Source organism: Pelomonas candidula, assembly GCF_043555985.1.
GTDB classification, from domain to species: domain Bacteria; phylum Pseudomonadota; class Gammaproteobacteria; order Burkholderiales; family Burkholderiaceae_C; genus Pelomonas; species Pelomonas candidula.
Genome location: NZ_JBIGIC010000020.1, coordinates 25,030 through 51,504, shown reverse-complemented (window position 1 = coordinate 51,504; position 26,475 = coordinate 25,030). Strand labels below are relative to the sequence as shown.

Annotated in this window: 23 protein-coding genes; 15 read left to right on the top strand and 8 right to left on the bottom strand. The window is 68.9% G+C overall.

Annotated elements, in window-relative coordinates:
* Window positions 1–3: 3 nt before the first annotated feature.
* From ACG04R_RS26550 to ACG04R_RS26540, 3 genes are read right to left on the bottom strand one after another with little or no spacing between them, the layout of a single operon-like run.
* Window positions 4–1,521, bottom strand: coding sequence for an ATP-binding protein (locus ACG04R_RS26550; RefSeq protein ID WP_394417149.1), 1,518 nt, complete (start codon window positions 1,519–1,521; stop codon window positions 4–6).
* Window positions 1,511–2,230 (bottom strand): response regulator, encoded by a 720-nt coding sequence (locus tag ACG04R_RS26545; protein WP_394417148.1) that lies wholly within the window; start codon window positions 2,228–2,230, stop codon window positions 1,511–1,513. Before ACG04R_RS26545 ends, ACG04R_RS26550 begins: the two co-directional genes overlap by 11 nt.
* Complete coding sequence (locus ACG04R_RS26540; RefSeq protein WP_394417147.1) at window positions 2,227–3,516, bottom strand: ABC transporter substrate-binding protein; 1,290 nt, start codon at window positions 3,514–3,516, stop codon at window positions 2,227–2,229. Before ACG04R_RS26540 ends, ACG04R_RS26545 begins: the two co-directional genes overlap by 4 nt.
* Window positions 3,517–3,884: 368 nt before the next feature.
* On the opposite strand from ACG04R_RS26540, the gene urtA reads away from it, so the two are divergent.
* The 6 genes from urtA to ACG04R_RS26510 all read left to right on the top strand — a co-directional run bounded on the left by urtA (window position 3,885) and on the right by ACG04R_RS26510 (window position 9,818).
* On the top strand, window positions 3,885–5,135 hold the full coding sequence (urtA, locus tag ACG04R_RS26535) for an urea ABC transporter substrate-binding protein (RefSeq protein ID WP_394417145.1): 1,251 nt from the start codon (window positions 3,885–3,887) through the stop codon (window positions 5,133–5,135).
* 131 nt (window positions 5,136–5,266) lie between these two features.
* Entirely contained in the window at window positions 5,267–6,808 is a 1,542-nt protein-coding gene (gene urtB, locus ACG04R_RS26530) for an urea ABC transporter permease subunit UrtB (protein WP_394417143.1), read from the top strand.
* Window positions 6,805–7,851, top strand: a complete 1,047-nt coding sequence (urtC, locus tag ACG04R_RS26525; RefSeq protein WP_394417141.1) for an urea ABC transporter permease subunit UrtC — start codon at window positions 6,805–6,807, stop codon at window positions 7,849–7,851. Before urtB ends, urtC begins: the two co-directional genes overlap by 4 nt.
* Complete coding sequence (urtD, locus tag ACG04R_RS26520) at window positions 7,848–8,681, top strand: urea ABC transporter ATP-binding protein UrtD (RefSeq protein WP_394417140.1); 834 nt, start codon at window positions 7,848–7,850, stop codon at window positions 8,679–8,681. Before urtC ends, urtD begins: the two co-directional genes overlap by 4 nt.
* A gap of 1 nt (window position 8,682) precedes the next feature.
* On the top strand, window positions 8,683–9,375 hold the full coding sequence (gene urtE / locus ACG04R_RS26515) for an urea ABC transporter ATP-binding subunit UrtE (protein WP_394417202.1): 693 nt from the start codon (window positions 8,683–8,685) through the stop codon (window positions 9,373–9,375).
* Window positions 9,376–9,434: 59 nt separating this feature from the next.
* Window positions 9,435–9,818: a hypothetical protein gene (locus ACG04R_RS26510; protein ID WP_394417138.1), complete on the top strand. Its 384-nt coding sequence runs from the start codon at window positions 9,435–9,437 to the stop codon at window positions 9,816–9,818.
* A gap of 33 nt (window positions 9,819–9,851) precedes the next feature.
* Here ACG04R_RS26510 and egtD read toward each other — a convergent pair whose 3' ends face one another.
* The 4 genes from egtD to ACG04R_RS26490 all read right to left on the bottom strand — a co-directional run bounded on the left by egtD (window position 9,852) and on the right by ACG04R_RS26490 (window position 14,808).
* Window positions 9,852–10,814 (bottom strand): L-histidine N(alpha)-methyltransferase, encoded by a 963-nt coding sequence (egtD, locus tag ACG04R_RS26505; protein WP_394417136.1) that lies wholly within the window; start codon window positions 10,812–10,814, stop codon window positions 9,852–9,854.
* Window positions 10,811–11,977 (bottom strand): ergothioneine biosynthesis protein EgtB, encoded by a 1,167-nt coding sequence (gene egtB, locus ACG04R_RS26500; RefSeq protein ID WP_394417134.1) that lies wholly within the window; start codon window positions 11,975–11,977, stop codon window positions 10,811–10,813. The genes egtD and egtB overlap by 4 nt, the downstream gene beginning before the upstream one ends.
* A 73-nt stretch (window positions 11,978–12,050) precedes the next feature.
* Window positions 12,051–12,434, bottom strand: a complete 384-nt coding sequence (locus tag ACG04R_RS26495; protein WP_394417132.1) for a VanZ family protein — start codon at window positions 12,432–12,434, stop codon at window positions 12,051–12,053.
* Between the two features lie 37 nt (window positions 12,435–12,471).
* Window positions 12,472–14,808 (bottom strand): hypothetical protein, encoded by a 2,337-nt coding sequence (locus ACG04R_RS26490; protein ID WP_394417130.1) that lies wholly within the window; start codon window positions 14,806–14,808, stop codon window positions 12,472–12,474.
* A 139-nt stretch (window positions 14,809–14,947) separates the two neighbouring features.
* On the opposite strand from ACG04R_RS26490, the gene ACG04R_RS26485 reads away from it, so the two are divergent.
* The 9 genes from ACG04R_RS26485 (at window position 14,948) to ACG04R_RS26445 (ending at window position 25,525) form a co-directional block, all read left to right on the top strand.
* On the top strand, window positions 14,948–15,322 hold the full coding sequence (locus ACG04R_RS26485) for a hypothetical protein (RefSeq protein ID WP_394417128.1): 375 nt from the start codon (window positions 14,948–14,950) through the stop codon (window positions 15,320–15,322).
* A gap of 132 nt (window positions 15,323–15,454) precedes the next feature.
* Complete coding sequence (locus ACG04R_RS26480) at window positions 15,455–17,548, top strand: 3-hydroxyacyl-CoA dehydrogenase NAD-binding domain-containing protein (RefSeq protein ID WP_394417126.1); 2,094 nt, start codon at window positions 15,455–15,457, stop codon at window positions 17,546–17,548.
* 84 nt (window positions 17,549–17,632) lie between these two features.
* A complete protein-coding gene (locus ACG04R_RS26475; RefSeq protein ID WP_394417124.1) occupies window positions 17,633–18,808 on the top strand; it encodes an acetyl-CoA C-acyltransferase in 1,176 nt (391 codons plus the stop codon).
* Window positions 18,805–19,224, top strand: a complete 420-nt coding sequence (locus ACG04R_RS26470; RefSeq protein ID WP_394417122.1) for a PaaI family thioesterase — start codon at window positions 18,805–18,807, stop codon at window positions 19,222–19,224. The genes ACG04R_RS26475 and ACG04R_RS26470 overlap by 4 nt, the downstream gene beginning before the upstream one ends.
* Window positions 19,225–19,280: 56 nt before the next feature.
* On the top strand, window positions 19,281–21,077 hold the full coding sequence (locus ACG04R_RS26465) for an acyl-CoA dehydrogenase (RefSeq protein WP_394417120.1): 1,797 nt from the start codon (window positions 19,281–19,283) through the stop codon (window positions 21,075–21,077).
* A 10-nt stretch (window positions 21,078–21,087) separates the two neighbouring features.
* Window positions 21,088–21,879 (top strand): SDR family oxidoreductase, encoded by a 792-nt coding sequence (locus ACG04R_RS26460; protein WP_394417118.1) that lies wholly within the window; start codon window positions 21,088–21,090, stop codon window positions 21,877–21,879.
* A complete protein-coding gene (locus ACG04R_RS26455; protein ID WP_394417116.1) occupies window positions 21,869–22,321 on the top strand; it encodes a PaaI family thioesterase in 453 nt (150 codons plus the stop codon). Before ACG04R_RS26460 ends, ACG04R_RS26455 begins: the two co-directional genes overlap by 11 nt.
* A 254-nt stretch (window positions 22,322–22,575) precedes the next feature.
* Window positions 22,576–23,217: an RpiB/LacA/LacB family sugar-phosphate isomerase gene (locus ACG04R_RS26450; RefSeq protein WP_394417114.1), complete on the top strand. Its 642-nt coding sequence runs from the start codon at window positions 22,576–22,578 to the stop codon at window positions 23,215–23,217.
* Between the two features lie 40 nt (window positions 23,218–23,257).
* Complete coding sequence (locus ACG04R_RS26445; protein ID WP_394417112.1) at window positions 23,258–25,525, top strand: DEAD/DEAH box helicase; 2,268 nt, start codon at window positions 23,258–23,260, stop codon at window positions 25,523–25,525.
* Here ACG04R_RS26445 and ACG04R_RS26440 read toward each other — a convergent pair.
* Window positions 25,476–26,444, bottom strand: coding sequence for a LysR family transcriptional regulator (locus ACG04R_RS26440; protein ID WP_394417110.1), 969 nt, complete (start codon window positions 26,442–26,444; stop codon window positions 25,476–25,478). The genes ACG04R_RS26445 and ACG04R_RS26440 overlap by 50 nt on opposite strands.
* Between the last annotated feature and the right edge of the window lie 31 nt (window positions 26,445–26,475).

Sequence of the window (26,475 nt, the reverse complement as noted above, 5' to 3'; positions counted from 1 at the left end):
GGGTCAGCCTGCGGGCAGTGCCAGGCGGACTTCGAAGCCGCCCTCGGGGTGGTTGCGAAAGCGCACCGCGCCGCCGTGGTCCGCCACGATCTCGCGGACGATGGACAGGCCCAGGCCCAGCCCCTCCTTGCGCTGGGCCGCACCATGTTCCAGCCGCGTGTAGGGCTGGCCCAGGCGGGCGAGAGCCGCCTCGGGCACGCCGGGCCCGTGGTCGCGCACGGTCACGGCCACCATGCCGTCCTCGTCCGCGCCCATGCTGACCTCCACCGGCCCTTCGCCCTCGCCGTAGAACATCGCGTTGTCCAGCAGGTTGCCGATGGCGCGCTTGAGCGCCAGCGGCTTGCCGAACACCGTCAACGGCTCGCTCTGCAGCTCCACCGGGTGGCCGCCCATGCGGGCGTCGCGCACCATCTTCTGCAGCACGAGGTCGATGCGCAGCGGCGCGCGGTTCTCGTGGATGTCGGTGTCCTTCACGATCTGCAGCGCGGTCTTGACCATCATGTCCAGTTCGTCGAGGTCCTCGTGGAACTCGTCTTGCACGGCGGTGTCGTCCAGCAGCTCGCTGCGCAGGCGCAGCCGCGTGATGGGCGTGCGCAGGTCGTGCGAGATGGACGCGAACAGCCGCTCGCGGTCGCCGATGTAGCGGCGGATGCGCTCCTGCATGTCGTTGAAGGCCTCGATGGCCTGGCGCACCTCCTGTGTGCCGCTGACGCGCAGCGGCTTGGGCGCGACGCGCCGGCCCACGCGCGCGGCCGCCTGGCTCAGCCCGGCCAGCGGCCGCGTGATGGCACGCACGGCGATCAGCGTCAGCCCGACGGCCAGGCCGAGGGCCAGCAGTTGCGGCGTCAGGCGCTGCCAGGTGAAGAACTCCAGCTGCTCCAGGAAGTAGGGGTCGGGCAGCGTGCTGCTGAGGTAGAGCCACTGGCCCGGCTCGGTCTCCGCCTGGATGACGAGGAAGGGCGCGGGCCGTTCGGCAGCGATGAGCGAGGGCTCCACCCAGCTTTCCGGCAGGTCACTCAGCAGCGCGCCGCTGGGCGAGACGGCCAGGCCGATGGGCGACGCGAGCGCCACGCGCAGCGGCGTGCCTCCATTCAATTGAGGCAGCTGCGCGGCCAGCTCCTGCGTGACCTGCTGCTCCAGCATGCGCGCCATCGGCTGGCCGGGCAGCGGCTGCACGGGCACCGCGGCGTTGTTGAAGAAGACGAGGAAACGCGTGCCGCCCATCGTGCGCAGCTGCTCGATCAGCAGCGGGCGGTACGCCGCCGGCAGCTCGCGCAGCGCGCGCACCGCGCCGATGGCGCCGCTGGCGACGTGGTGGGCCGCCAGCTCCGTCTGCCGCCGCACGCGCTGCTCGATCTGGCTGTACCAGAGCAGGTTGACCACCAGCTGCACCAGGGCCAGCCCGCCCAGCATCGCCAGCACGAAGCGGCCCTGCAGGCTGTCGAACAGGAAGCTGGCGAAGCGCTGGGGCCACGCGCGCAGCGGCGCGGGCGAGCCGGTGTCCTCGGCGTCAGAGCGCATGCCGCGCGGTCACCGTCGTGGAGAAGACGTAGCCCGAGCCGCGCACGGTCTTGATGAGGGCGGGCTGCTTGCCGTCGTCGCGCAGCCGCTGGCGCAGGCGGCTGACCTGCACGTCCAGTGAGCGGTCCAGCGGCCCGAGGTCGCGCCCGCGCGTGACCTCGGCCAGGCGGCTGCGGTCCAGCACTTCGCCGGGGTGTTCGACGAGCAGCTTCAGCAGCTGGAAGTCCATGCCCGACAGGGCCGTGGCGGTGCCGTCGGGGTCGATGAGGCTGCGCTCCAGCAGATCCAGCGTGAAGCCGTTGAAGGCGTAGTAGCGCGGCTCCTTGGCCCTCTCCTGGCCGGTGCGGCGCGTGATGGCCTTGATGCGCGCCAGCAGCTCGCGCGGGTTGAAGGGCTTGCCGAGGTAGTCGTCGGCGCCCAGCTCCAGGCCGACGATGCGGTCGGTCTCGTCGGCGCTGGCGGTCAGCATGATGACCGGCACCTCGGAGCGGCGGCGTACCGACTGGCACAGCGTGAAGCCCTCGGTGTCGGGCAGCATCACGTCGAGGATGCACAGGCTGATCTCGTCGCGGTGGCGCTCGAACTCGGCCATGAAGCTGGCGCCGTCGTGGGCCAGCAGCACCTCGTACTGGTTCTTCTCGAGGTAGGTCTTCAGCAGGCTGCGGATTTTCTGGTCGTCGTCGACGATCAGGATCTTGCGGGGTGTCATGGAGCGGTCTTCTTCGGTGCCAGCGCGCGCAGCAGGCCCTGCAGCTTGCGCTGGGCGGCGGCGGGCGTCTGGGTCGGGTCCAGCGCGAAGCGGTGGACGGTTTCGATGATGGCGTTCTTGCCGACCTCGCCGAAGGCCATGCGGTGCACGAGGCTGGGGACGCGCGGCGTGTTCGGGTTGGCGAAGAGGTGGAAGGACTGCTGGGCGCAGGGGTCCAGCTCGTCCACCGGCACGTCGCGGCGCACGGGGATGGAGCCCTTGATGCGGTTGTAGCCCAGCTGCAGCGTCGCGCTGCCGAGCAGCTCGGCCATCTTTTCCTGGTCGGCGGTGGAGCCGCCGTTGCCCGCCAGCATGGCCAGCGTGTCGATGCTGTACAGATGCGCCTGGGCGGTGCCCGGCACCGCCTTGCAGCTGAAGTCGCGCTCGCCCTCCAACCCCATCGCGCCCAGTTCGCCGCGCGCCCAGTCGCCCATGATGAGCATGCCGGCACGCTCGTTGGCGAAGTCGGCGACGACGTCCGTCCAGGGCCGCTCGCCCGGAGCCGCCGCGGCGCCGACGGGCTGGGCCAGGTTGCGCCAGGTGCGCAGGCGCTGAAGCGCGCGTGCCAGCGCGGGGTCGTCGAAGGCATTGAGGTCGCGCTGCTCCAGCATGCGCCGGTACAGCGCGGGGCCGGCCTCGCTGAGCAGCATGGCCTCGAACACGGTCGCCACCTGCCAGGGCTCGTCGCTGAAGGCCACGGGCGTGACGCCGGCCGCGCGCAGCTTGGCCGCGGCGCGCTCGATGCCGTCCCAGTCGTTGGGCAGGTCGATGCCCAGGCGCTTGAACAGCGGCTTGTTCAGGTAGAGGTTGTTGATGCGCTGGATGCCCAGCGGCGCGGCGACGACATGGCCGCGCACGGTGACCTGTGCCATCACCTGCGGGAACATGACCTTGGACCAGTTGCGTTTTGCCGCCACGCCGTCCAGCTCCAGCAGCAGGCCCATGTCGGCCCATTCCGTCATGGACTGGCCGTTGAGCTGGGCCACCTTGGGCGCCATGCGGCGCAGGATGCGCTCGTTCAGCACCTTGATGGCCGGCCCGCCGCCGCCGCCGGCCACGGCGCCGTCCACCCACTTCAGGCCGTTCTCGGCCATGCGGGCGGCCACGTGGTTGGCCGCGGCGCGCTCGCTGGCGGACGTCCACCAGTGCAGCACGTTCAGCTCGCCGGCGCCTTCCTGGGGCGCGGGCAGCGGCGCGCTGGCCGCCAGGGCCGCGCAGCACCAGGGCAATACGGTCAACGCCAGCATGCGGCGCATCTTGGGGGCGGCCCGGCAGGGGCCGTCTTGCGTTTTGTACGACTTACGTAAGGTTGTGTGACGCACGGGCATTGCCGGCTGCCGCAGAGGGGCGCGATTGTCGGGATGCCGCCCGCGACTGGCGATTGGGGCTTTGCCGGCCACAAAGCGGGGCATCCCCAGCCCGTTTTCGTGCGATGTCGGAGTGCTGCGGTACACAAACGGTGCAAATTGCACCTTGACAGGGCTGTCATGGTGGCGGGCATGCGCCCCGACGGTGCACTGCGGGAAGCGGGGGCCAGAGCCAAGCTGGCACGGGGCTTGCGCATAGCCCCTTCGGCTACCTCGACCCCCTCGACATCCAACTGGAGGATTCAACGATGCTTCGCCGTTCCGTACTCGCCCTGGCCGCCGCTGCCAGCCTGTTCGCTCCCGCCGCCTTCGCCGCCGACACCATCAAGGTGGGCGTGTTGCATTCGCTGTCCGGCACCATGGCCATCTCCGAGACCGTGCTCAAGGACACGGTGCTGATGGCCATCGACGAGATCAACGCCAAGGGCGGCCTGCTCGGCAAGAAGCTGGAGCCGGTGGTGGTGGACCCCGCCTCCAACTGGCCACTGTTCGCCGAGAAGGCCAAGCAGCTCATTTCGCAGGACAAGGTCGCCGTCGTGTTCGGCTGCTGGACATCCGTCAGCCGCAAGTCGGTGCTGCCGGTGTTCGAGCAGACCAACTCGCTGCTGTTCTACCCCGTGCAGTACGAGGGTGAAGAACTGAGCAAGAACGTGTTCTACACGGGCGCCGCGCCCAACCAGCAGGCCATCCCTGCTGTGGAATATCTGATGAGCAAGGACGGCGGCGGCGCCAAGCGCTTCGTGCTGCTGGGCACCGACTACGTCTACCCGCGCACGACCAACAAGATCCTCCGCGCCTTCCTGCACAGCAAGGGCATCAAGGACGAGGACATCATGGAGGACTACACGCCCTTCGGCCATGCGGACTATCAGTCCATCATCGCCAAGATCAAGAAGTTCTCGTCCGAGGGCAAGAAGACCGCCGTCGTGTCGACGATCAACGGCGACTCCAACGTGCCGTTCTACAAGGAACTGGGCAACCAGGGCCTGAAGGCGACGGACGTGCCGGTGGTGGCCTTCTCCGTGGGTGAGGAAGAGCTGCGCGGCGTGGACGCCAAGCCGCTGGTGGGCCATCTGGCGGCGTGGAACTACTTCATGTCGATCAAGAACCCCACCAACGATGCCTTCATCAAGAAGTGGAGCGACTACGCCAAGGCCAAGGGCATCGCCGGCCACAAGGACAAGCCGCTGACCAACGACCCGATGGAAGCCACCTACATCGGCATCAACATGTGGGCGCAGGCCGTCAAGAAGGCCGGCAGCACCGACACCGACAAGGTCATCGCCGCGATGGCGGGCCAGACCTTCACGGCACCGTCGGGCATCACGTCCATGATGGACCCGAAGAACCACCACCTGCACAAGTCGGTCTTCATCGGCGAAGTGAAGGCGGACGGCCAGTTCAACGTGGTGTGGAAGACGCCCGGCCCGGTCAAGGCCCAGCCGTGGAGCCCCTACATCCCCGAGAACAAGGGCAAGAAGGACGAGCCCACGAAGTAAGGCCGCCGGTGCCGCAGCCCCGCGCTGCGGCCTGACGGAATGCTGCCCGTGGCCCGGCCCGGCCGGGCCCACGGCAGCCACTGCAATGGCGCGCCCCGAGCGCGTCGCCGGTTTCGTTCGCTTGGATCTTCATGATCAAACGACTTCTTCTTGGATGGCTGCTGGCGGTGCTCGGCTGCTCGGCCTGGGCGCTGCCGCCCGAGCTGGCGTCGCGCATCGCGGCGGGTGACGGCGATGACCGTGTCGCCGCGCTGCAGCAGGCGCTGGCCACGGGCGATGCGTCGCTCGGCCCTTTCCTTCGTGCGCTGCAGGACGGTCGCGTGCGGCTGAAGGGCGGGCAGGCCCTCGTCATCGCCGACGGCGCCATGCCGCCCGCCGATGCCGAAGAGCCCATGCTCAACAACCGCATGCGTCGCGAGATCGACGCCGCGCTGGCCGGGCTGGACCTGCTGTCCCCCGACCGCGATGCGCGAGCCAAGGCACTCGCCACGCTGCGTGACGACGCGGACGAGTCCAAGCTCCCGCTGTTCGAGAAGGCGTTGGCCGCCGAGACCGATGCCGGCCTGCGCGCGCAACTGAATTCGCTGGTGGCCGGCGCCAAGCTGTCGTCCACCGACGCCGCGCAGCGCAAGGCCGCCGCAACGGCGCTGGCCGGCAGCGCCGACCCAGGGACGCGCGCGCTGCTGCTCGACAAGCTCGGCGCCGAGACCGACCCCGCCGCCAAGGCCGCGATGCAGAAGGCGGTCGATGACATCGGTGGCCGCCTGGCCTGGGGCGAGCGCGCGCAGTTGCTGTTCTCCGGCCTGAGCTTGGGTTCGGTGCTGCTGCTCGTCGCGCTGGGCCTGGCCATCACCTACGGCCTGATGGGCGTCATCAACATGGCCCATGGCGAGCTGCTGATGGTGGGCGCCTACGCGACCTACAGCGTGCAGCAGGCCTTCCGCGCCTGGGCGCCCGTCGCTTTCGACTACTACCTGTGGCTGGCGCTGCCGGCCAGCTTCCTGGCCGCCGCGCTGGTCGGTGCGGCGATGGAGCGCACCGTGATCCGCTGGCTCTACGGCCGGCCGCTGGAAACGCTGCTGGCCACCTGGGGCATCTCGCTGGTGCTGATGCAGGCCGTGCGCAGCCTGTTCGGCGCGCAGAACGTGGCTGTCGAGAACCCCGCCTGGCTGTCCGGCGGCTGGGCGCTGCTGCCCAACCTGACGCTGCCCTACAACCGCCTCGCCATCCTCGCCTTCGCCGCGCTGGTGCTCGTCGGCATGGCGTTGCTGCTGGCCAAGACGCGCCTGGGCCTGATGGTGCGCGGCGTCACGCAGAACCGCCGCATGGCGGCCTGCGTGGGCGTCAACACGGCCAAGGTCGACACGATGGCCTTCGCGCTCGGCTCGGGCATCGCGGGCCTCGCCGGCTGCGCGCTGAGCCAGATCGGCAACGTCGGCCCCGACTTGGGCCAGAGCTACATCGTCGACGCCTTCATGGTGGTCGTGCTGGGCGGCGTCGGCCAGTTGGCCGGTACCGTCTACGCGGGCCTCGGCCTGGGTGTGCTCGCCAAGCTGCTGGAAGGCTGGCAGGGTGCCGTGCTCGCCAAGATCGCGCTGCTGCTGTTGCTCGTGCTCGTCATCCAGAAGAAGCCGCAAGGCCTGTTCGCACTGAAGGGCAGGTCCGTCGAATGAAGAAGCCTCTGTTGATCGCCCTGGCCGCGGTCGTGCTGCTCGCGCCGCTGCTGCACCTCGCCTTCCCGCCGGGGCACCCGCTGCACCTCAGCGAGTTCTATGTCGGCCTGCTCGGCAAGTTCCTCTGCTTTGCCATCTGCGCGCTGGCGCTGGACCTGATCTGGGGTTTCGGCGGCATCCTGTCGCTGGGCCATGGGCTGTTCTTTGCCCTCGGCGGCTATGGCATGGGCATGTACCTGATGCGCCAGATCGGCCGCGACGGCCAGTACCAGTCGGACCTGCCGGACTTCATGGTCTTCCTGAACTGGAAGGAGCTGCCCTGGCACTGGGCGCTGAGCGACTCGCTGCTGGGCCAGATCTTCCTGGCGCTGGCCGTACCGGGCCTGCTGGCCGCCGTGTTCGGCTACTTCGCCTTCCGCTCGCGCATTCAGGGCGTGTACTTCTCCATCATCACGCAGGCCGTGACGGTGGCGGCCATGCTGCTGTTCTTCCGCAACGAGACCGGCTTCGGCGGCAACAACGGCTTCACCGACTTCAAGCGCATCGCCGGTCTGGCCATCACGTCGCCGGGCATGAAGGTGGGCCTGTGCATCGCCAGCGGCGTCGCGCTGATCGGCTGCTATCTCGTCGCCCGCTGGCTCACGCAAAGCCGCTGGGGCCGCGTCCTGCAGGCCATCCGCGACGCCGAGGGCCGCGTGCGCTTCCTGGGCTACGACCCGGTCGCCTTCAAGCTCAGCGCCTACGTCATCTCCGCGGTCATGTGCGCGCTGGCCGGCATGCTCTACGTGCCGCAGGTGGGCATCATCAACCCGGGCGAGATGAGCCCGGCGGCCAGCATCGAGATGGCGATCTGGGCAGCCGTGGGCGGCCGTGGCACGCTGATCGGGCCGGTGCTCGGTGCGTTCTTCGTCAACGGCACCAAATCCGTCTTCACGGCCGTGTGGCCCGAGGGCTGGCTCTACGTGCTGGGCGGGCTGTTCATCGCGGTGACGCTGTTCCTGCCGCAAGGCCTGATGGGCTTGGCCCGGAGGTTCAAGAAATGACACCCGAACTTCTCGAAGCCGGCGCCGAGGCGCATGCCCGCTCGCTGACCCGCGTCGTCACCGACAACGGCCCCGTCTTCAACCAGGGCGTGGCCCTCTACGTTGAAGACCTCAAGGTCGCGTTCGACGGCTTCCAGGCGCTGGGGGGGCTGAGCTTCACCGTCGGCGTGGGCGAGCTGCGCTGCGTCATCGGCCCCAACGGCGCCGGCAAGACGACGACGATGGACTGCATCACCGGCAAGACCAAGCCCGACAGCGGCCGCGTCTTCTTCGGCAGCAACCTCGACCTGCGCACGATGAACGAGCAGCAGATCGCCCGCGCGGGCATCGGCCGCAAGTTCCAGAAGCCCACGGTCTTCGAGGCGCTGACGGTGGCCGAGAACCTGGAGCTGGCGCTGGCCGGCGACCGCCGCGCCCGCTTTGCGATGCGCGCGAAGCTGAGTGGCGAACAACGCGATCGGCTGGGTGAGCTGCTCAATACCGTGCACCTGGCCGACGAGCGCGAGCGCGTGGCCGGCCTGCTGAGCCATGGCCAGAAGCAGTGGCTGGAGATCGGCATGCTGCTGGCCCAGGACCCGAAGCTGCTGCTGCTGGACGAGCCCGTCGCCGGCATGACCGACGAGGAGACCGAGCGCACGGCCGAGCTGTTCCTGAGCCTGGAAGGCAAGCACAGCCTCGTCGTCGTCGAGCACGACATGAACTTCGTCGGCGCGCTGGCCAGCGCGCATCGCACGGTCACGGTTTTGCACGAAGGCAAGACGCTGGCCGAGGGCACGATGGCGGCCGTTCAATCGGATGAAAAAGTGATCGAGGTGTACCTTGGCCGATGACATTCTTCGCGTCGAGTCGCTGCATCAACACTACGGTGGCTCCAACATCCTGCGCGGCCTGAGCTTCGACCTGAAGCCGGGCGAGATCACCGTCGTGCTGGGCCGCAACGGTGTCGGCAAGACGACGCTGCTGAAGAGCCTGATGGGCGTCGTGCCCATCACGTCGGGCAGCATCACGCTGGCCGGCGAGACCATCGACAAGCTGCGTACCCACCAGCGCGTGCGCGCCGGCCTCGGCTACGTGCCGCAGGGCCGCGAGATCTTCGGGCGCCTGACGGTCATGGAGAACCTGCAGATGGGCCTGGCCAGCCAGCCCGCCGGCACGCCGCTGCCCAAGGAGCTGTTCGAGCTCTTCCCGGTGCTCGACAAGATGCGTGGCCGCCGCGGCGGTGACCTGTCCGGCGGCCAGCAACAGCAACTCGCCATCGCCCGCGCATTGGCCCCGGGGCCGAAGGTGCTGCTGCTGGACGAACCGACCGAAGGCATCCAGCCCAACGTGATCCAGGACATCGGCCGCGTCATCAAGCACCTGGCCCACGACAAGGGGCTGTCGGTGGTGCTGGTCGAGCAGTTCTACGACTTTGCCGAGGAACTGGCGGATCAGTACCTGCTGATGCAGCGTGGCGAGATCGTCATGCGTGGGCGGGGCGTGAACATGAAGGCGGATGGGGTGAGGGAGCGGCTGGCGATTTGAGGAATGTGATGGATCGACCGGTACGGTGAAGCGGAGGGCGAGCCAAGGACAATTCGTCGATGCACGCTCTTGAAGAACCAGACCAGACGCTCGACCGCGTCTCGTTCGAAATCAGGCTGGTCGTCTTCCTCGCCATCGGCTTCGCGCTATCGACCGGCGCCAGAGCTGCCCTTGCCCTTCTCGCCGTCAAGGCGGTGTCTGGCCATTGGCCGATCTGGCTATTCTTCATCGCTGAGGTGATAGGTGGCTTGTGGCTGATCACTCTTGCGGTCGTCAACGCATACGTCTTCGTGAAGCGTGCGGCACTTCCTCGATTGAGCGACATCGGTTTTTACGGTTCCGTGCGTCGCTGGATCACGGTATTGCTGTTCCTGTTTCCGGTCAGCGTTCTTGTTGTGCTTTGCATGCTGTTGATGCCTGGCGGCTATGTGCCGCGCAAGTAGCGATGGCGCCCGGCGCCATCGCTACTGCTCGCACTACGCTTCCAGCCACAACACCGCAAACCACCCGTTCTTGTCTGCCCACACCTTGCCCGGCGTGAACCCCGCGCGCTGCGCCAGCGCCTGGAAGCCCGCCACCGTGTACTTATGCGAGTGCTCCGTGTGCAGCGTCTCGCCCTCGTTGAAAAGATAGACCTCGTCGCCCAGTCGGAGCTCCAGCGGCCGTGTCGCGCGCAGGTGCATCTCGATGCGTTGGTAGGCCGGGTTGTAGAAGGCCAGGTGCTCGAAGCCGTCGCTCGGGAATTCCGCGCCCAGTTCGCACTGCGCGCGGCGCAGCACGTTCAGGTTGAACGCCGCCGTCACGCCTGCCGCGTCGTTGTAGGCGGCGTGCAGCACGTCGTGATCCTTCACGACGTCGATGCCGATCAACAGCCCGCCGCCGGCCAGCTCTCCAGCCGCCAGCCGCAGGAAGGCATCGGCCTCGGCTGGTGTGAAGTTGCCGATGCTGGAGCCTGGGAAGAAGCCGACACGGCGCGTGCCTTCCGCGCAGAGCGGCAGCGTGTGCGGGCGCGTGAAGTCGGCCACCAGCGGCTGGATGGCCAGGCCCGGGTAGTCGCCCGCGAGGCCGTCGCAGGCGGCCAGCAGGTGCGGGCCGGAGATGTCCACCGGCACGAACTGCACGCCGTCGCGCGGCATGGCGTCTAGCAGCAGCCGCACCTTGCGCAGCGCGCCGGCGCCGTATTCGACAAGCTGCACCTGCGGGCCGAAGTGCCGGACCATGTCGGCAGCATGCGTCTGCAACAGCGCGAGCTCGGTGCGCGTCGGGTAGTACTCGGGCAGCTCGCAGATCTGCTCGAAGAGCTTCGATCCCGCCTCGTCGTAGAAGTACTTGGGCGAGATGGCCTTGGGCGCGCTGCTCAGCGCCGCGTGCAGGTCGGCCGCGAACTGTTCGCTCTCCGCCGAGGGGTGGGGCTGGTGCCAATCGAGTCCGGGTTTCATCGTGCGAGCCTCACTCCACTGAACTGCCAGCGCGCCGCCGGCGGGAAGAAATTGCGGTAGCTCGGGCGCGCGTGGCCGGGCGGTGTCGCGAGGCTGCCGCCGCGCAGCACCTGCTGGCCCACCATGAACTTGCCGTTGTATTCGCCGACCGCGCCGGCCGCCGCCTTGAAGCCGGGGTAGGGCGCGTAGCTGGAGCGCGTCCACTGCCAGGCGTGGTCCGTGGCCTGCGCGAAGCCGGGCAGGCCACAGGCCGCCTCCCACTCGAACTCGGTGGGCAGCCGGGCACCGGCCCATTCGGCGAAGGCGCAGGCTTCGTAGAAGCTCAGCTGCATGACGGGTGCGTGCGGGTCCATCGGCTGCACGCCGTGCAGGCCGAAGATGCTGCCGTCCTCCAGCCAGTACGCGGGCCGTTGCCAGCCCTGCGCCTGCACGGTGGCCCAGCCGTCGGACAGCCACAGCAGCGGCTCGCGGTAGCCGCCGGCGTCGATGAAGTCAGCGTACTCGCCGCACGTCACGAGGCGGCTGCCGATCTCGAACGGCGCCACCAAGGCCTGGTGGCGCGGGCCTTCGTTGTCGAACGCGAAGCCGTCGCCGCCGTGGCCGATGTCGACGATGCCGCCCGGGTGTTTCAGCCAGGCTTGTTCGAGGACTTCGGCCGAAGTCCGGGGCGACGCGTCATAGGCGGGCAACAACGGGTTGCACGAGAAGGCGTGCAGGATGTCGGTCAGCAGCAGCTCCTGGTGCTGCTGCTCGTGATGGCAGCCCAGCTCGATCAGCGTGCGTGCGTCGGCCGTGGCCTGATTCAACAATGGAGGCAGCAGGTCGGCCAGCGCGGCGTCGACGTGCGCCCGATAGGCCTTGACCTCGGCCAGCGACGGCCGGCTCAGCAGGCCGCGCTGCGGGCGCGCGTGGCGCGGCCCCAGGCTCTCGTAGTAGGAGTTGAAGAGGCGTGGCCAGCGCTCGTCGAAGACCCGGTAGCCGGGTAGATGCGGCACGAGCACCAGCGTCTCGAAGAACCACGTCGTGTGCGCCAGATGCCATTTGGCGGGGCTGGCGTCGGGCATGGACTGCAACTGCGCGTCCTCGTCCGACAGCGGCGCGGCCAGGGCTAGCGTGTGGGCGCGGGTGGCGCGGAGCAGGTCTGGCAGCGGCGTGTTCGGCATGGGTACGCACCGTATCGCAATCTGCTGCCAACGGTATGTCAGTGCAGGGGCACTGACTGTAGGACGGGACCCCCTAGTCCGTTCGACTTATGCGGGCAATCGGCCAGGCAACCAGCAGCCCCAGGGCGATGCCCACGCTGTCGGCGACGACGTCATGCCAGTCGGCATCCCGCGACGGAATGAAGCTCTGCGCGATCTCGATGCCGATGCCGTAGGCCAGCAGCACGGCGACGAGCCGCGGCCACAGGCGCGGCTGCTGCCAGAACGCCCACACGGCGCTGAAGGCCAGCGACGCGAAGGCCAGCGCGTGGTTGGCCTTGTCCCATCCGGTGGTGATGGCCGCGGGCGGCGCGGCCGACAGCGCCAGCCAGCTGATGACGGCCAGCAGCACGGTGAACAGGTAGCGCCACGACTGGCGGCGCTCGGGCGCGGTGAAGAGGTGCAGCATAGGTTTCATGGCGGGCGGCATTGTGGCCCGCCCGCGTGGCCGTGGTTCAGTGCTTCATCTGCTGCAGCCACAGCTTGGCCTGGCGCAGATGCAGGTTCAGCTGGGCCTGGGCCAGGCCCGCGTCGGCATTGCCGGCGGGCGGTTTCTCCAGCAGGGCCGCGTCGATGAAGTCGCGTGATGCGGCGTTCAGCATCCAGTTCATCGACGGCGGGCGCTGGCCTGGCACGGCGGGCAGCCGCAGTTCGGCCACCTGGCCGCAGCCACCGATGCGCTTGATGAGCTCCACCGTCGAGTCCCGGCCGCGGGCGCCGTTGCTGTTCAGGATGCCGAGGGGCGGCGCACTCACTTCGTCGAGGCCGAGATTGCGGGCGCGGTAGCGGCGGCCGTCCACGGGCTGGGCATCGGGCGTCTGCGGCGCGTCGCGGCACAGCCAGTCGTCCACCTGCGAGGGGCTGTTGACGAGCAGCAGCAGGCGCAGCCGCGACCGGTCCAGGATGCCCTGGTGCGCGCAGTCGTCCTCGGGCTTGCAGTTGCGCAGCCGGCCGCTGGCCTCCAGATCGCGCAGCAGGTCGGACAGCGTCAGCGTCGCGCTGCTCTCCACGTAGCCGCCATCGCCCAGACGGTCCCACACGCGGCCCACGTCGCCGGTTTCCTCGTCGTGGTGCGCTTCCTTGAAGACGACGGCAGCGGCCGGGCTGATGTAGGGGAAGCGGGCGCTGTTGTGTACGGCCTGGGCCAAGGTCAGGTGCTCCACGTCCAGCCCCAGCGAGGGGTCCAGCAGATCCAGGCCGTCGCCGGTGGGCAGCAGGAAGTCGGCCTGGTAGACACGCCGGCCGCGCGCCAGTGCGGTCGTGTTCAGCGCCAGCAGCGGCAGCCAGTCGGTCTCGCTGGCGCGGCTGTGCAAGGCCGTCATCGCCTCGCCCCAGGGGTTGGGCAGGGCATCGGTGCGCGGCGTGCAGAGGCGATTCAGGCTGCGCTGCCAGTCGCGGGTCCAGACGTCTTCGAGCGCCAGTGACCGGTCCGCCCCGGCGAAGGCGACGGGCAGGAAGCGCTGGGCCAGGTCGGCGTAGAGCATGGCGCCGACGGGCGTGGCGAGGTGGTCCTGGCCGGTGAAGTTGCGCACCAGCTGCCACGGCGCGCAGGTCGTGGCGTTGGCAGCCTGCCGGCGTGCGTCGAGCGCGGCGACGAAGGTGGCCGCGCCCAGCGCACCGCCGGACGTGCCGCTGATAGCGAACACGGAGTCGGCGAAGTTCACGCCGTCCGCCTCGCCCAGCGCCTGCAGCCGCGCGAGCGATGCGCTGCTCCAGTAGGCCGCGCGCGACGCGCCGCCTGCCGAGGCCACCAGCACCAGCGGCCGTTTGCCGTCCGCGCCCACGGTGCGCAGCCAGGTCTGCAGCCAGGCGTCGGCTGTCGGCCGTGGCGTGATGGTCTGGCGCGCGCTGGAATCGGGGTTGGCGACGACGTGGTTGTCGTTCAGCGGCGCGAAGGCGACGAACAGCAGCAGCGGCAGCGGCGTCAGCGGGATGCGGATGAGTGCCTTGGGCACGTAGGTCAGCAGGATGCCGCCGAAGACGATCCAGCTGCCCATCGCCAGCAGCACCAGCGCGGGTGAACCGAGCGCACGCGCGGTGGCTTCGGGCCAGGCCAGCAGCGCGGCGAACAAGGCCCACTGCAGCAGCAGCACGGCGGCGACCAGCACGCGCGACGGCGTGCTCATGCGGTCCTCGCGCGCCATCGTGGCGATGGCCTCGCGCCGCCAGTCCAGCGCCAGGCAGCGCGCGAGGAAGGAGCCGGCGTCGAGCCGCAGCAGCCACTCGCGGCGCTTCCAGACGAAGACGTACAGCCCTGTGGTCACCGCGAGCAGCGCGACGCCGATGAGACGCTCGCGGCTCTGCATCAGGAAGAAGGCGCTGACCGGCAGGCCACCGCCGACAACGAGGCCGCGTGGCAGCCAGCGGCGCAGGCCCTGGGCGAAGCCTGGGTGCGTGCATTCGCCCAGCGAGTCGGGCTTGAATCGACGGTCCAGCAGCAGCCGGCTGGTGTACCAGGCCAGCAGCAGCCACAGCCCGAAAGAGAAGACGAGCGCGGCCGTCTGCCCGCTGCCCACTTCCAGCGACAGCAGCGTCTCGCGCGCCTGCTCCAGCCCCAGCAGCACGGCCACGCCGGCGATGAGGATGCCCACCGGGAACGCGCACAGCCACAGCACGCGCAGCAGGTAGAGCGTGCGAGGTACGTCGCCGTCGGGCGGCGAGCCATCCTGACGCGGAGGCTCGGGCGGTGGTTCCGGCGTGGGCGGGCCTGGTGGGCCGGGAGGCTGCGGCAGCGGCGAAAACTTGGGCGGCGGCGCGTTGTCGGGGGGCGGGTAGACGACCGGAATCAGCATGGCCGCGACTCTAGCGGCCGGCCGTGGCTCGTCCAAGCGTGGCGGGCGGCGCCGGCAACTCGTGGGAAACCCTTGAAAGGCAGGGCGAGACCCGGTGGCGCCCTTACATTTGCAACCACAACGATTGGGGAGAAAACACATGGACAACGGCCAACTGCTGCCCCTGCTGGGCGGTGTTGCGGTGGGTGGTGTGCTGGGGGCGGGCGGCCTGTACGTGTGGCTGTCCGGGCGGATCAAGCAGGAGGCGCAGCGCCACCACCATGCCGAGCAGGCTCGTCAGCTCTCCGCACAGCAGGTGACGCAGGCGCGCAAGCAGATCGAACAGCTCCAGCGCGAGAACCACGAACTGCGCCTGGCCGTGCGGCCCGCGCCGCGCCCGGCCCCGCCGCCGGAGGTTCCCGTGGACGCCGCCGAGGCGGCGCGCCGCTATGCCGAGTCCAAGCTCAAGCCGCCCGAGCCGGCGGAGCAGCCCAAGGCCTTCAAGGACACCGTGGTGCTGCCGCGCGCGCGCTGATTCGGGAGTCACGCGGCCTTGTCACTGCCGGGACAAGACGGCCGCGGAACCGCTGCCTAGAATCGAACGATCGTTCTATTTCTGGGCCGGCTGCAGGAGACGCGGCTTGCCCGCCAACCCGAGGTCGTGCCCATGACAGCCCATTACGAAGTTCGCGGCAGCGTCGCCGTGATCACGCTCGACAACCCGCCGGTCAACGGCCTGGGTTTTGCCACCCGCTCGGCCTGTGCGGCTGGCGTCGAACGCGCCGAGGCCGATCCGGCCGTCACGGCCATCGTCATTACCGGTGCCGGCAAGGCGTTCTCCGGCGGTGCCGACATCAAGGAATTCGGCTCTCCGAAGGCGCTGGCCGAGCCCAACCTGCTGAGCCTCATCTCGGTCGTCGAGAACAGCAGCAAGCCGGTCGTTGCGGCCATCCACACGGTCTGCATGGGCGGCGGCCTGGAGCTGAGCCTGGGCTGCCACTACCGTGTGGCGCAAACCGGCACCAAGGTTGCGCTGCCCGAAGTGAAGCTGGGCCTGCTGCCCGGCGCTGGCGGCACGCAGCGCCTGCCGCGCGCGCTGGGTGTGGAGCCCGCACTGAACATGATCGTCAGCGGCGAGCCGGTGGAAGCGCAGATGCTGGCCATGGTTCCCGGCCAGAAGCTGTTCGACAAGATCGTCGACGCCGACGTGGTGGACGCGGCCGTCAAGTTCGCCGAAGAGGTCTCCGAGAAGCGCCCGCTGCCCAAGGTGCGCGACCTGAAGGCCCGCCATCCCAACGCGGAGGCCTATTTCCAGTTCGCCCGAAACATGGTGGGCGGCATGAGCAAGAACTTCCCGGCGCCGCTGCGCTGCCTGGAAGCCGTGGCCGGTGCGGTCAAGCTGAAGTTCGACGACGGCATGCGCGCCGAGCGCGAGGGCTTCGCGGCGCTGATGCTGACGCCGGAATCGAAGGCGCTGCGCCACCTGTTCTTCGCCGAGCGTGTGGCCAGCAAGATTGCCGACGTGCCCGAGGACACGCCGCTGCGCACCATCGCCAAAGTCGGCGTCATCGGCGCCGGCACGATGGGTGGCGGCATCTCGATGAATTTCCTGAACGCAGGCCTGCCGGTCACCATCCTGGAGACCAAGCAGGAAGCCCTGGACCGTGGCGTCGCGACCATCAAGAAGAATTACGAAGCCCAGGTCAAGAAGGGCAAGCTGAAGGAAGACAAGTACGCGCAGCGCATGGCGCTGCTGTCGACCACGCTGAGCTACGACGACCTGAAGGATTGCGACCTCATCATCGAGGCCGTGTTCGAGGAGATCGGCGTCAAGGAAGCCGTGTTCAAGCAGCTGGACGCCGTCGCCAAGCCCGGCGCCATCCTGGCGTCCAACACGTCCACCCTGGACGTCGACAAGATCGCGTCGTTCACGAAGCGCCCGCAGGACGTGGTGGGCATGCACTTCTTCAGCCCGGCCAACGTGATGAAGCTGCTGGAAGTGGTGCGTGGCAAGGCCACCGCCAAGGACGTGCTGGCCACGGTCATGGCCATTGGCAAGAAGATCAAGAAGACGGCCGTCGTGTCCGGCGTCTGCGACGGCTTCATCGGCAACCGCATGATCGAGCAGTACAGCCGCCAGGCCGGCTTCCTGCTGGATGAAGGCTGCTCGCCGCAGCAGGTGGACAAGGCGGTCGAGAAGTTCGGCTTCGCGATGGGGCCGTTCCGCATGGGCGACCTGGCCGGCAACGACATCGGTTGGGCCATCCGCAAGCGCCGTGCCGTCGAGCGCGCGACGATGAAGTACTCGGCCAGCGCCGACCGCCTGTGCGAGCTGGGCCGCTTCGGCCAGAAGACCGGTGCCGGCTGGTACGACTACCTGCCCGGCAAGCGCGATGCGATCCCGTCGCCGGTCGTGGAAGAGATGCTGGCCAAGCACCGCGAAGCCATCGGCGCCAAGAAGCGCGACATCAGCGACGAAGAGATCGTGCACCGCCTGGTGTTTGCGCTCGTCAACGAGGCCGCGCACCTGCTGGAAGAGGGTATCGCCCAGCGCGCGTCGGACGTGGACATGGTCTACCTGGCCGGCTACGGCTTCCCCATCTTCCGCGGTGGCCCGATGTGCTACGCCGACACGCTGGGCCTCTTCAACGTCGTGCAGGCGATGAAGCGCTTTGCCAAGAACCCGATGGACGACGGCGCGTTCTGGACGCCGGCACCGCTGCTGGCGCGTCTGGTGGCTGAAGGCAAGTCCTTCACCTGATCGCACGAGCAATCTGAATGCTTTGCGTGCCAGACCGATCGAGCGAAGCGAGTAGCTCTGGCACCAACTGATTAAGGACAAGACATGAGCAACGCACTGATCGTCTCCACTGCCCGCACGCCGCTGACCAAGAGCTGGAAGGGCGCCTTCAACATGACCCACGGCGCGACGCTGGGCGGCTGGGCCGTCCAGGCCGCCGTCGAGCGCGCCGGCATCGAGGCCGGCGCCATCGAGGACGTGCTGATGGGCTGCGCCACGCCCGAAGGCGCCACCGGCAGCAACATCGCCCGCCAGATCGCGCTGAAGGCCGGCCTGCCGGTCACGGTGAGCGGCGTCACCATCAACCGCTTCTGCTCCAGCGGCCTGCAGACCATTGCGATGGCCGCGCAGCGCATCATCGCGGGCGAGGGCGATGTCTACATCGCCGGCGGCGTGGAGAGCATCTCCTGCGTGCAGCAGGAGGCCAACAAGCACATGCTCGTCGACCCGGCGCTGATGAAGCTCAAGCCCGAGATCTACTGGAACATGCTGCAGACCGCCGAGAACGTGGCCAAGCGCTACAGCATCTCGCGCGAGCGCATGGACCACTACGGCGCCGGCAGCCAGCAGAAGGCCTGTGCCGCCCAGGCCGCCGGGCTGTTCAACGACGAGATGATCTCGGTGACGACGACGATGGGCGTGGCCGACAAGGTCATGGGCCTGATGAGCAAGGAAGTGACCGTCAGTGCTGACGAAGGCCTGCGCGAGGGCACGACCTACGAAGGCATCAAGGACCTGCGTTCGGCCATGCCGGGCGGCCTGATCTCCGCCGGCAATGCCAGCCAGTTCAGTGACGGCGCCGGCGCCTGCGCGCTGGTCAGCGAGCAGTACGCGTCCACGCACAACCTCAAGCCGCTGGGCCGCTTCCTCGGCTTTGCGGTCGCCGGCTGCGAGCCCGACGAGATGGGCATCGGCCCCGTGTTCGCCGTGCCGAAGGTGTTGAAGAAGCTGGGCCTGACGGTTGCCGACATCGACCTGTGGGAACTGAATGAAGCCTTCGCCGTGCAGGTGCTGTACTGTGCCGACACGCTGGGCATCCCGATGGACAGGCTCAACGTCAACGGCGGCGCCATCGCGGTGGGCCACCCCTACGGCGTGTCGGGCCAGCGCCTGACGGGCCACGCCCTCATCGAAGGCAAGCGTCGCGGCGCCAAGCGTGTCTGCGTGACGATGTGCATCGGCGGCGGCATGGGCGCGGCGGGCGTGTTCGAGGTGCTGTGACACCTCAGGAGTTCGTCACGCATGGCGCGGCGATCCTCGCCTCGCAGCCCTTCAGCCGCCTGCTCGGCGTGGAGATCGGCGCGGTTGCGCCGGGCCGCGTCGAGCTGCGGCTGGCGATGAAGCCGGAGCTGCTGCAACAGCACGGCTTCGCGCATGGTGGCGTGCTGAGCTACCTGGCCGACAACGCGCTGACCTTTGCCGGCGGCACGGCCATGTCGTCCGATGCGTTGACCAGTGAATACAAGATCAACTACCTGCGACCCGCCGTCGGCGAGCTGCTGATCGCGCGCGCCGAGGCCGTCAACGCGGGCCGCACGCAGGCCGTGTGCCGCTGCGACGTGTTCGCGGTCAAGGGCGGTGTCGAGAAGCTCTGCGCCGTGGCGCAGGGCACCATCGTCAAGCTGGCGCAGGATTGAGCCGACATCGGCCAGGGCAGGGAGCCTGAGGCCGCCATGAAACCGGAGCCACAGTGATGCGCGACACCCTGGAATTCCTGCTCTACGACTGGCTGCACGTCGAGGGCCTGACGGCGCGCGAGCGCTTTGCCGACCACTCGCGCGAGACCTTCTCGGCCGTGTTCGACACCAGCGAGCGTATCGCCCGCGAGAAGCTGGCACCCTTTCACCGGCTGCTCGACACGGAGGAGCCACGCTTCGACGGCGAGCGGGTGCACCTGCCGGCGGCGACGCTGGACGCGGTCAATGCCTACGTCGAGTCCGGCATGCTGGCCGCAGCCAAGGACTACGACATCGGCGGCATGCAGCTGCCCTGCGTCGTCGACACGGCGGCGCATGCCTTCGTCAGCATGGCCAACACGGCTGTCGGCTCCTATGCCGTGCTGACGACCTGCAATGCCAACCTGTTGATGGAGCATGGCAGCGAGCGTCAGCGCGAGGTCTTCGCCAGGACGCTGTTCGCGGGCGAGTGGTTCGGCACGATGTGCCTGTCCGAGCCGCAGGCGGGGTCGTCGCTGTCCGACGTCGTCACGCGTGCCGAACTGGAAGACGAGAGCGACCCGCTCGGCGCCCGCTACCGGCTGCGCGGCAACAAGATGTGGATCTCGGGCGGCGAGCACGAGCTGCGCGGCAACATCGTCCACCTCGTGCTGGCCAAGATCCCGGGGCCGGACGGCAAGCTGATCCCGGGCACCAAGGGCATCTCCCTCTTCATCGTGCCCAAGCAGATGGTCGGCGCCGACGGTCGGCTGACCGGCGAGCGCAACGACATCGCATTGGCCGGCCTCAACCACAAGCTCGGCCAACGCGGCACGACCAACTGCCTGCTGAACTTCGGCGAAGGCAAGTTCCAACCCGGTGGCAAGGCGGGCGCCGTGGGCTATCTCGTCGGCAAGCCCGGCGAGGGCCTGCGCTGTATGTTCTTCATGATGAACGAGATGCGCATCGGCGTCGGCCTGGGCGCGACGATGCTGGGCTATGCGGGCTACGAGGCCAGCCTGGCGTACGCGAAGCAGCGGCCGCAGGGGCGGCCCATGACGGCGGCCGGTAAAGACGCGGCCAGCTCGCAGCGGCCCATCATCGAACACGCCGACGTGCGCCGCATGCTGCTGGCGCAGAAGAGCTACGTCGAAGGCGGCCTGGCGCTGGAGCTGTTCTGCGCGCGTCTCGTCGACGAACTCACCACGGGCGACGACAAGACGCAAGCGCAGGCGCTGCTGGACGTGCTCATCCCCATCGCCAAGAGCTGGCCCAGCGAGTGGTGCCTGGAGGCCAACTCGCTGGCCATCCAGGTGCTGGGCGGCTACGGCTACACGCGCGACTTCCCCGTCGAGCAGTACTGGCGCGACAACCGCCTGAACATGATCCACGAGGGCACGCATGGCATCCAGGCGTTGGACCTGCTGGGCCGCAAGGTCGTGCAGCAGGGCGGCGCGTCGCTCGCGGCGATGGCTCAGCGCGTGCAGGCCACCATCGAGCGCGCGATGCAGACCGAGTGGGCGCCGCTGGCCAACCAGTTGGCCGCCGCGCTGGCGCAGGTCGGCGGCGCGACCAAGAAGGCCTGGGCCACCGGCGAGCCCGAGGAGGCGCTGGCCAACGCGACGCCCTACATGCAGGCCTTCGGCCACACGGTGCTGGCCTGGATCTGGCTGGACGTGGTGCTCGCGGTGCAGGGTGACAGCGACTTCGCGCATGGCAAGCGCGCCGCGGCCCGCTACTTCTTCGCCTACGAGCTGCCCAAGATCGGCGCCTGGCTGGACGTCGTCGCCCGACGCGAGCCGCTGTGCCGCGACGTCAAACCCGAATACTTCTAAGGAGACCTCGATGACGAGCAAAGTCCAAGACCTCTTCGACCTGACCGGCCAGGTGGCCCTCGTCACCGGCGGCTCGCGCGGGCTGGGCCTGCAGATTGCCGAGGCGCTCGGGGATGCCGGCGCCAAGATCATGCTGACGTCGCGCAAGGCCGCCGACCTCGAGGAGGCATCGGCCCACCTGCAGGCCCGCGGCATCGATGCGCGATGGATCGCCGCCGACGCAGCCAAGGAAGAGGAAGCCCAGCGCGTCGTCAACGAGACGATGGAGCGCCTCGGCCGGATCGACATCCTCGTCAACAACGCCGGCGCCACCTGGGGCGCGCCGGCCGAGGAGCACCCGATCGCGGCGTGGGACAAGGTCATGGACCTGAACATCCGCAGCCTGTTCGTGTTCGCCCAGGCGGTAGCCAAGGCCAGCATGATCCCGCGCAAGGCCGGTCGCATCATCAACGTGGCCTCCATCGCCGGCCTGTCCGGCAACTCGGGCGCGATGAAGACCATTGCCTACAACACCAGCAAGGGCGCGGCCGTGAACTTCACGCGCGCGCTGGCCGGCGAGTGGGGCCAGTACGGCATCACCGTCAATGCGCTGGCGCCGGGCTTCTTCCCGAGCAAGATGACGCAGGGCCTGCTGGCAGCAGTGGGGGCGGAAAAGATGGCCTCGCACGCGCCGCTGAACCGCCTGGGTGATGACGAAGACCTGAAGGGCGCCGCGCTGCTGTTCGCGTCCAAGGCCGGCAAGCACATCACGGGGCAGATCCTGGCTGTGGACGGTGGGGTCAGCGCCGTTCATGGAAACTGACGGGATGGAATTCCCGGTTCACATCCCCTTTGTCGAGCAACTCGGCTTCACGCTGCACTCGGTCGGCGACGGCGAGGCCGAACTGCGGCTGACGATCGCCGAGCAGCATCTGAACTCCTGGCGCGTTGCCCATGGCGGCGTTGTCATGACGCTGCTGGATGTGGCCATGGCCCACGCCGCGCGCAGCGTGAACCGGCATCTGCCGGATCTCGGCCCCGGCGTCGTCACGGTGGAGATGAAGACCAGCTTCATGCGCCCCGGCGAGGGCGAGCTTCGCGCAGTGGGCAGGCTGCTGCACCGCTCGACGACGATGGCCTTCTGCGAGGGCTCCGTCTTCGGCGCGGACGACAAGCTCTGCGCCCACGCCACCGGCACCTTCAAGTACCTGCGGGCGCTGCCGGCTGGCCGCCAGCTGAAGCCACTGGGCGGCGAGGGCGACTGAAGCCCGACGGGGAGCAGGCCTGCTTCACGCTCGGGATTGAGCGATGTTTCTGAAACGCTGTTCCATTAAGCGGGCACAATAGTCCTCGCGCCAGCACCTCGTCGACGAGGTGCGCGGCGGGCCAGGTGGGCACCCGGACCATGCCGTCCGCCCCTCGGGGACCAACCCCTGGCCCGACGGTCTGCGCTTGCGGCCCCTCTGGCCCGAGCCGAACCGGCTTCGCCCCACCCGATTCGCCTCAGAAAGCCCCCGCCATGAAGATCGCCCTCATCATCGAGAACAGCCAAGCCGCCAAGTCCGAGATCGTCCATACCGCGCTCAAGACGGTGGTCGAGCCCCTGGGTCACAGCGTGCACCACTACGGCATGTACACGCCGGAAGACAAGGCCTCGCTGACCTACGTGATGAACGGCCTGCTGGCCGGCATCCTGCTGAACACCAAGGCTGCCGACTTCGTCGTCACCGGCTGCGGCACCGGCATGGGCTCCATGCTGGCCGCGAACAGCATGCCCGGCGTGTTCTGCGGCCTGGTCATCGACCCGACCGACGCCTTCCTGTTCGGCCAGATCAACGACGGCAACGCCATTTCCATGCCCTATTCGAAGGGCTTCGGCTGGGCCGCCGAGCTGAACCTGCAAGACTGCTACCGCAAGCTGTTCGAGAACGAGCGTGGCGTCGGCTACCCCAAGGAACGCGCCGCCATCATGGCCAAGAACCGCGGCATCCTGAAGGACGTCAAGGCCGCCTCTTGCCGCGACCTGCTGACCGTGCTGAAGACCGTCGACCAGGACCTGCTGAAGGCCGCCGTGTCGGGCGAAAAGTTCCAGGAGCTGTTCTTCACGAATTGCCAGGACGACGCCGTCGCGGCGCACATCAAGGGCGTGCTGGCCTCCTGATCTGCCTCGCGACAGTCTCGCAGGCTGCGAGACTGTCGCGATGTCTGGTTTCCCACCTCATCTGACGCTGCGCACACTGACGCGCGGCGATGGCCTGCTGGGCCTGCGGCCGCGCGGCCCGCTGGGCCCGCGGGGCGAACAGGTGACAGTGGCGACGCTGGCGCGACGGGATGCCGGCGCCGAGCAGACCTTGCTCAAGCAGGGCCTCGTGGCCCTCGACCCTGCGCTGCTGCAGTGGCGCGGCAAGCCACTGGTGCTGGGCGGCGAGTCCCTCTGGACCACGGCCCAGGAAGAGTTCTTCGGTGACTTCCACGCGGACAAGGTGCCGGAGCTGCAGGCGCAGGGCTGGCGGGTCACGACCGAGCCGGGCTTTGCGCATCACAGCCAGTTCGTCAGCGGCTGGCAGCTGGGGCTGACGGAAGACGACACCGAGAGCGCGCCCAAGCCGCGCCGCCGCGTCGAAGGCCTGGGCCTGGAGCGGCGCACCGGCGCCTGGCTCGTCAGCCTCGGCATGGAGGTGGATGGCCAACGGCTGGACCTCGCGCCGCTGATGGCCAACCTGCTGCGGCGCGACAAGCGCTGGCTGGACGCCTGGGCCATCGCCGCCATCGAGGACGACGCCATCGTTTCGCTGCGCGCGCCTGGCGGGAAGCGCTATCACGCGCAGGCGGCGCCGCTGAAGGCCATGATGCTGGCGCTGTTGGACCTGTTGAAGCCGGCCGAACTGGAGAAGGGCAAGCCGCTCAAGCTGGGCGAGTGGGACGCCGACCGCATCCGCTGCATCGAGGACGAGTCGCGTGGACGCTGGCAGATCCACGGTGACGCGGGCATCAAAGCCTTGGGCAAACGCCTGTTGGTGGCGGGTGTGCCTACAGCTTTCGAGCAACCAGCGGGCTTGAGTCTCACGTTGCGCCCCTACCAGCTGCACGGCCTGGCCTGGCTGCAATACCTGCGTGAACAACAACTGGCCGGCATCCTGGCCGACGACATGGGTCTGGGCAAGACGGCGCAGGCGCTGGCCCATGTCTGGACCGAGAAGCAGGCGGGCCGGCTGGACCGCCCGGCGCTCGTCATCGTGCCGACCTCGCTGCTGTTCAACTGGCAGCAGGAGGCCGCGCGCATCGCGCCTGGGCTGGCGGTGAAGACCTGGCACGGCGCCGACCGCGCGGGTGTCGATCTGGCCAACGCCGACGTGGTGCTGAGCACCTACAACCTCGTCTGGCGCGACCTGCGCGTGCTGTCCGCCCAGCCCTGGCACCTGCTCATCCTCGACGAAGCCCAGTCGGTGAAGAACGCCCAGGCCCGCGCGGCACGCGCGCTGCGCCGGCTCGATACGCGCCATCGCCTCGCGCTGACCGGCACGCCGCTGGAGAACCACCTCGGCGAGCTGTGGTCGCTGTTCGACCTGCTGATGCCCGGCTTCCTCGGCGATTCGCGCACCTTTGCGCGCCACTGGCGCAAGCCCATCGAGGTCAATCGCGACGGCCCGCGCGCGCGGTTGCTGGCGGCGCGTGTGCGGCCCTTCATCCTGCGCCGGCTGAAGACCGAGGTGGCCACGGAGCTGCCGCCGCTGACCGAGCTGGTCAAGCGCGTCACGCTGGTGGGCCAGCAGAAGCAGCTCTACGAGAGCGTGCGCGTCGCAGCCGACCACATGGTGCGGCGCATCTTGCAGAAGGACGGCTTCACGCCCACCAGCCTCATCAGCGTGCTGGACGCGATGTTGAAACTGCGCCAGGTCTGCTGCGACCCGCGGCTGCTGAAGGGCGTGGAGATGGCGCCGCACACCGAGCGCGCCAAGCTCGAGTGGCTGCGCGAGCACCTGCCGGATTTCGTCGCCCAGGGCCGGCGACTGCTGGTGTTCTCGCAGTTCACGGAGATGCTGGACCTGATCGCCGCGGAGGTGCCCGTGCCGCATCTGCGCCTGACGGGCGCGACGCCGGCGGCTCAGCGCGGTGACATCGTGCGGCGCTTCCAGGCGCGCGAAGTGCCCGTGCTGCTGGCCAGCCTGAAAGCCGGTGGCGTAGGCCTGAACCTGACGGCGGCCGACACCGTCATCCACGTCGACCCCTGGTGGAACCCGGCCGTGCAGGCCCAGGCCAGCGCGCGGGCGCACCGCATCGGGCAGGACCAGCCGGTGTTCGTCTACCAGCTCGTCGCGCAGGGCAGCATCGAGGAGCGCATGCTGGAGCTGCAGGCGCGCAAAAAGGCGCTGGCCGACGGGCTGCTGGGCAGCGACGACGGTGCCAGCTTCAGCAAGTTCAGCGAGCCCGAGCTGCGGCTGCTGCTGGCGCCGCTGCAGGACGAGTAGCCGCCGTGCGGTGCCGGGCCATGAACAGCTCGGCCAGCAGGCCGCGCAGCCAGCGGTTGCCCGGCTCCTCGTGGTAGCGGGCATGCCAGTGCTGCTTGACGTCGAAGCCTTCGACCTTCAGCGGGCAGGCCAGCACCGTCAGGCCGCTGGCCTGCGCCAGCGTCTCGCCGATGTGGCGGGGCAGCGTGACGATGAGGTCGGTGCTGGAGATGACGGCGCCCAGCCCCAGGAAGCCGGGCAGGTCCAACAGCACGCGGCGCTCGACGCCGTGGGCCGCCAGCGCGGCTTCCAGCAGCCCCTGGCCGGTGCCGGGGCTGACCGTTACGTGCGCCTCCTGGCGGTAGCGCGCCAGCGACAAAGTCTTGCCGATGCGCGGGTGGGCGCTGTTGGCGAGGCACACCCAGTCCTGCGCATACAGCGTCTGCTGGTAGATGCCGGAGGCCAGCCACGGCGCGTAGCCCAGCGCCAGGTCGGCTTCGCCGCTGGCCAGTGCCTGCGCCACGCCGTCGTCCATGCGGCCGGCCTCCAGCCGCACGTCGGGCGCTTCGGCACGCACGCGGGCCAGCAGCGTGGGCAGCAGCGTGACGTGGCTGGCGTCGGTCATGCAGATGCGAAAGCGCCGCTGCGCCGTCGCCGGGTCGAACGCTGGCTGCACGGCCATCAGGCGGCGCAGCCCGTCCAGCACCTCGCGCGCCGGGCCGATCAGCGCCTCGGCGCGCGGCGTCGGCGCCATGCCTTCGGGCGTGCGCACGAACAGCGCGTCGCCCACCTGGCGCCGCAGCCGCTGCAGCCAGATGCTGATGGTGGGCTGGCTCAGGCCCAGCAGCTCGGCGCTGCGCGTGACGCTGCCGGTGCGGTAGAGCACGTCGAAGAGCTTGAGCAGCTTCGGGTCGAGCAGGTCGGGGGGGAGGTCATTCATTGCGATCTGCAATAGTGCCATCGCCACCATT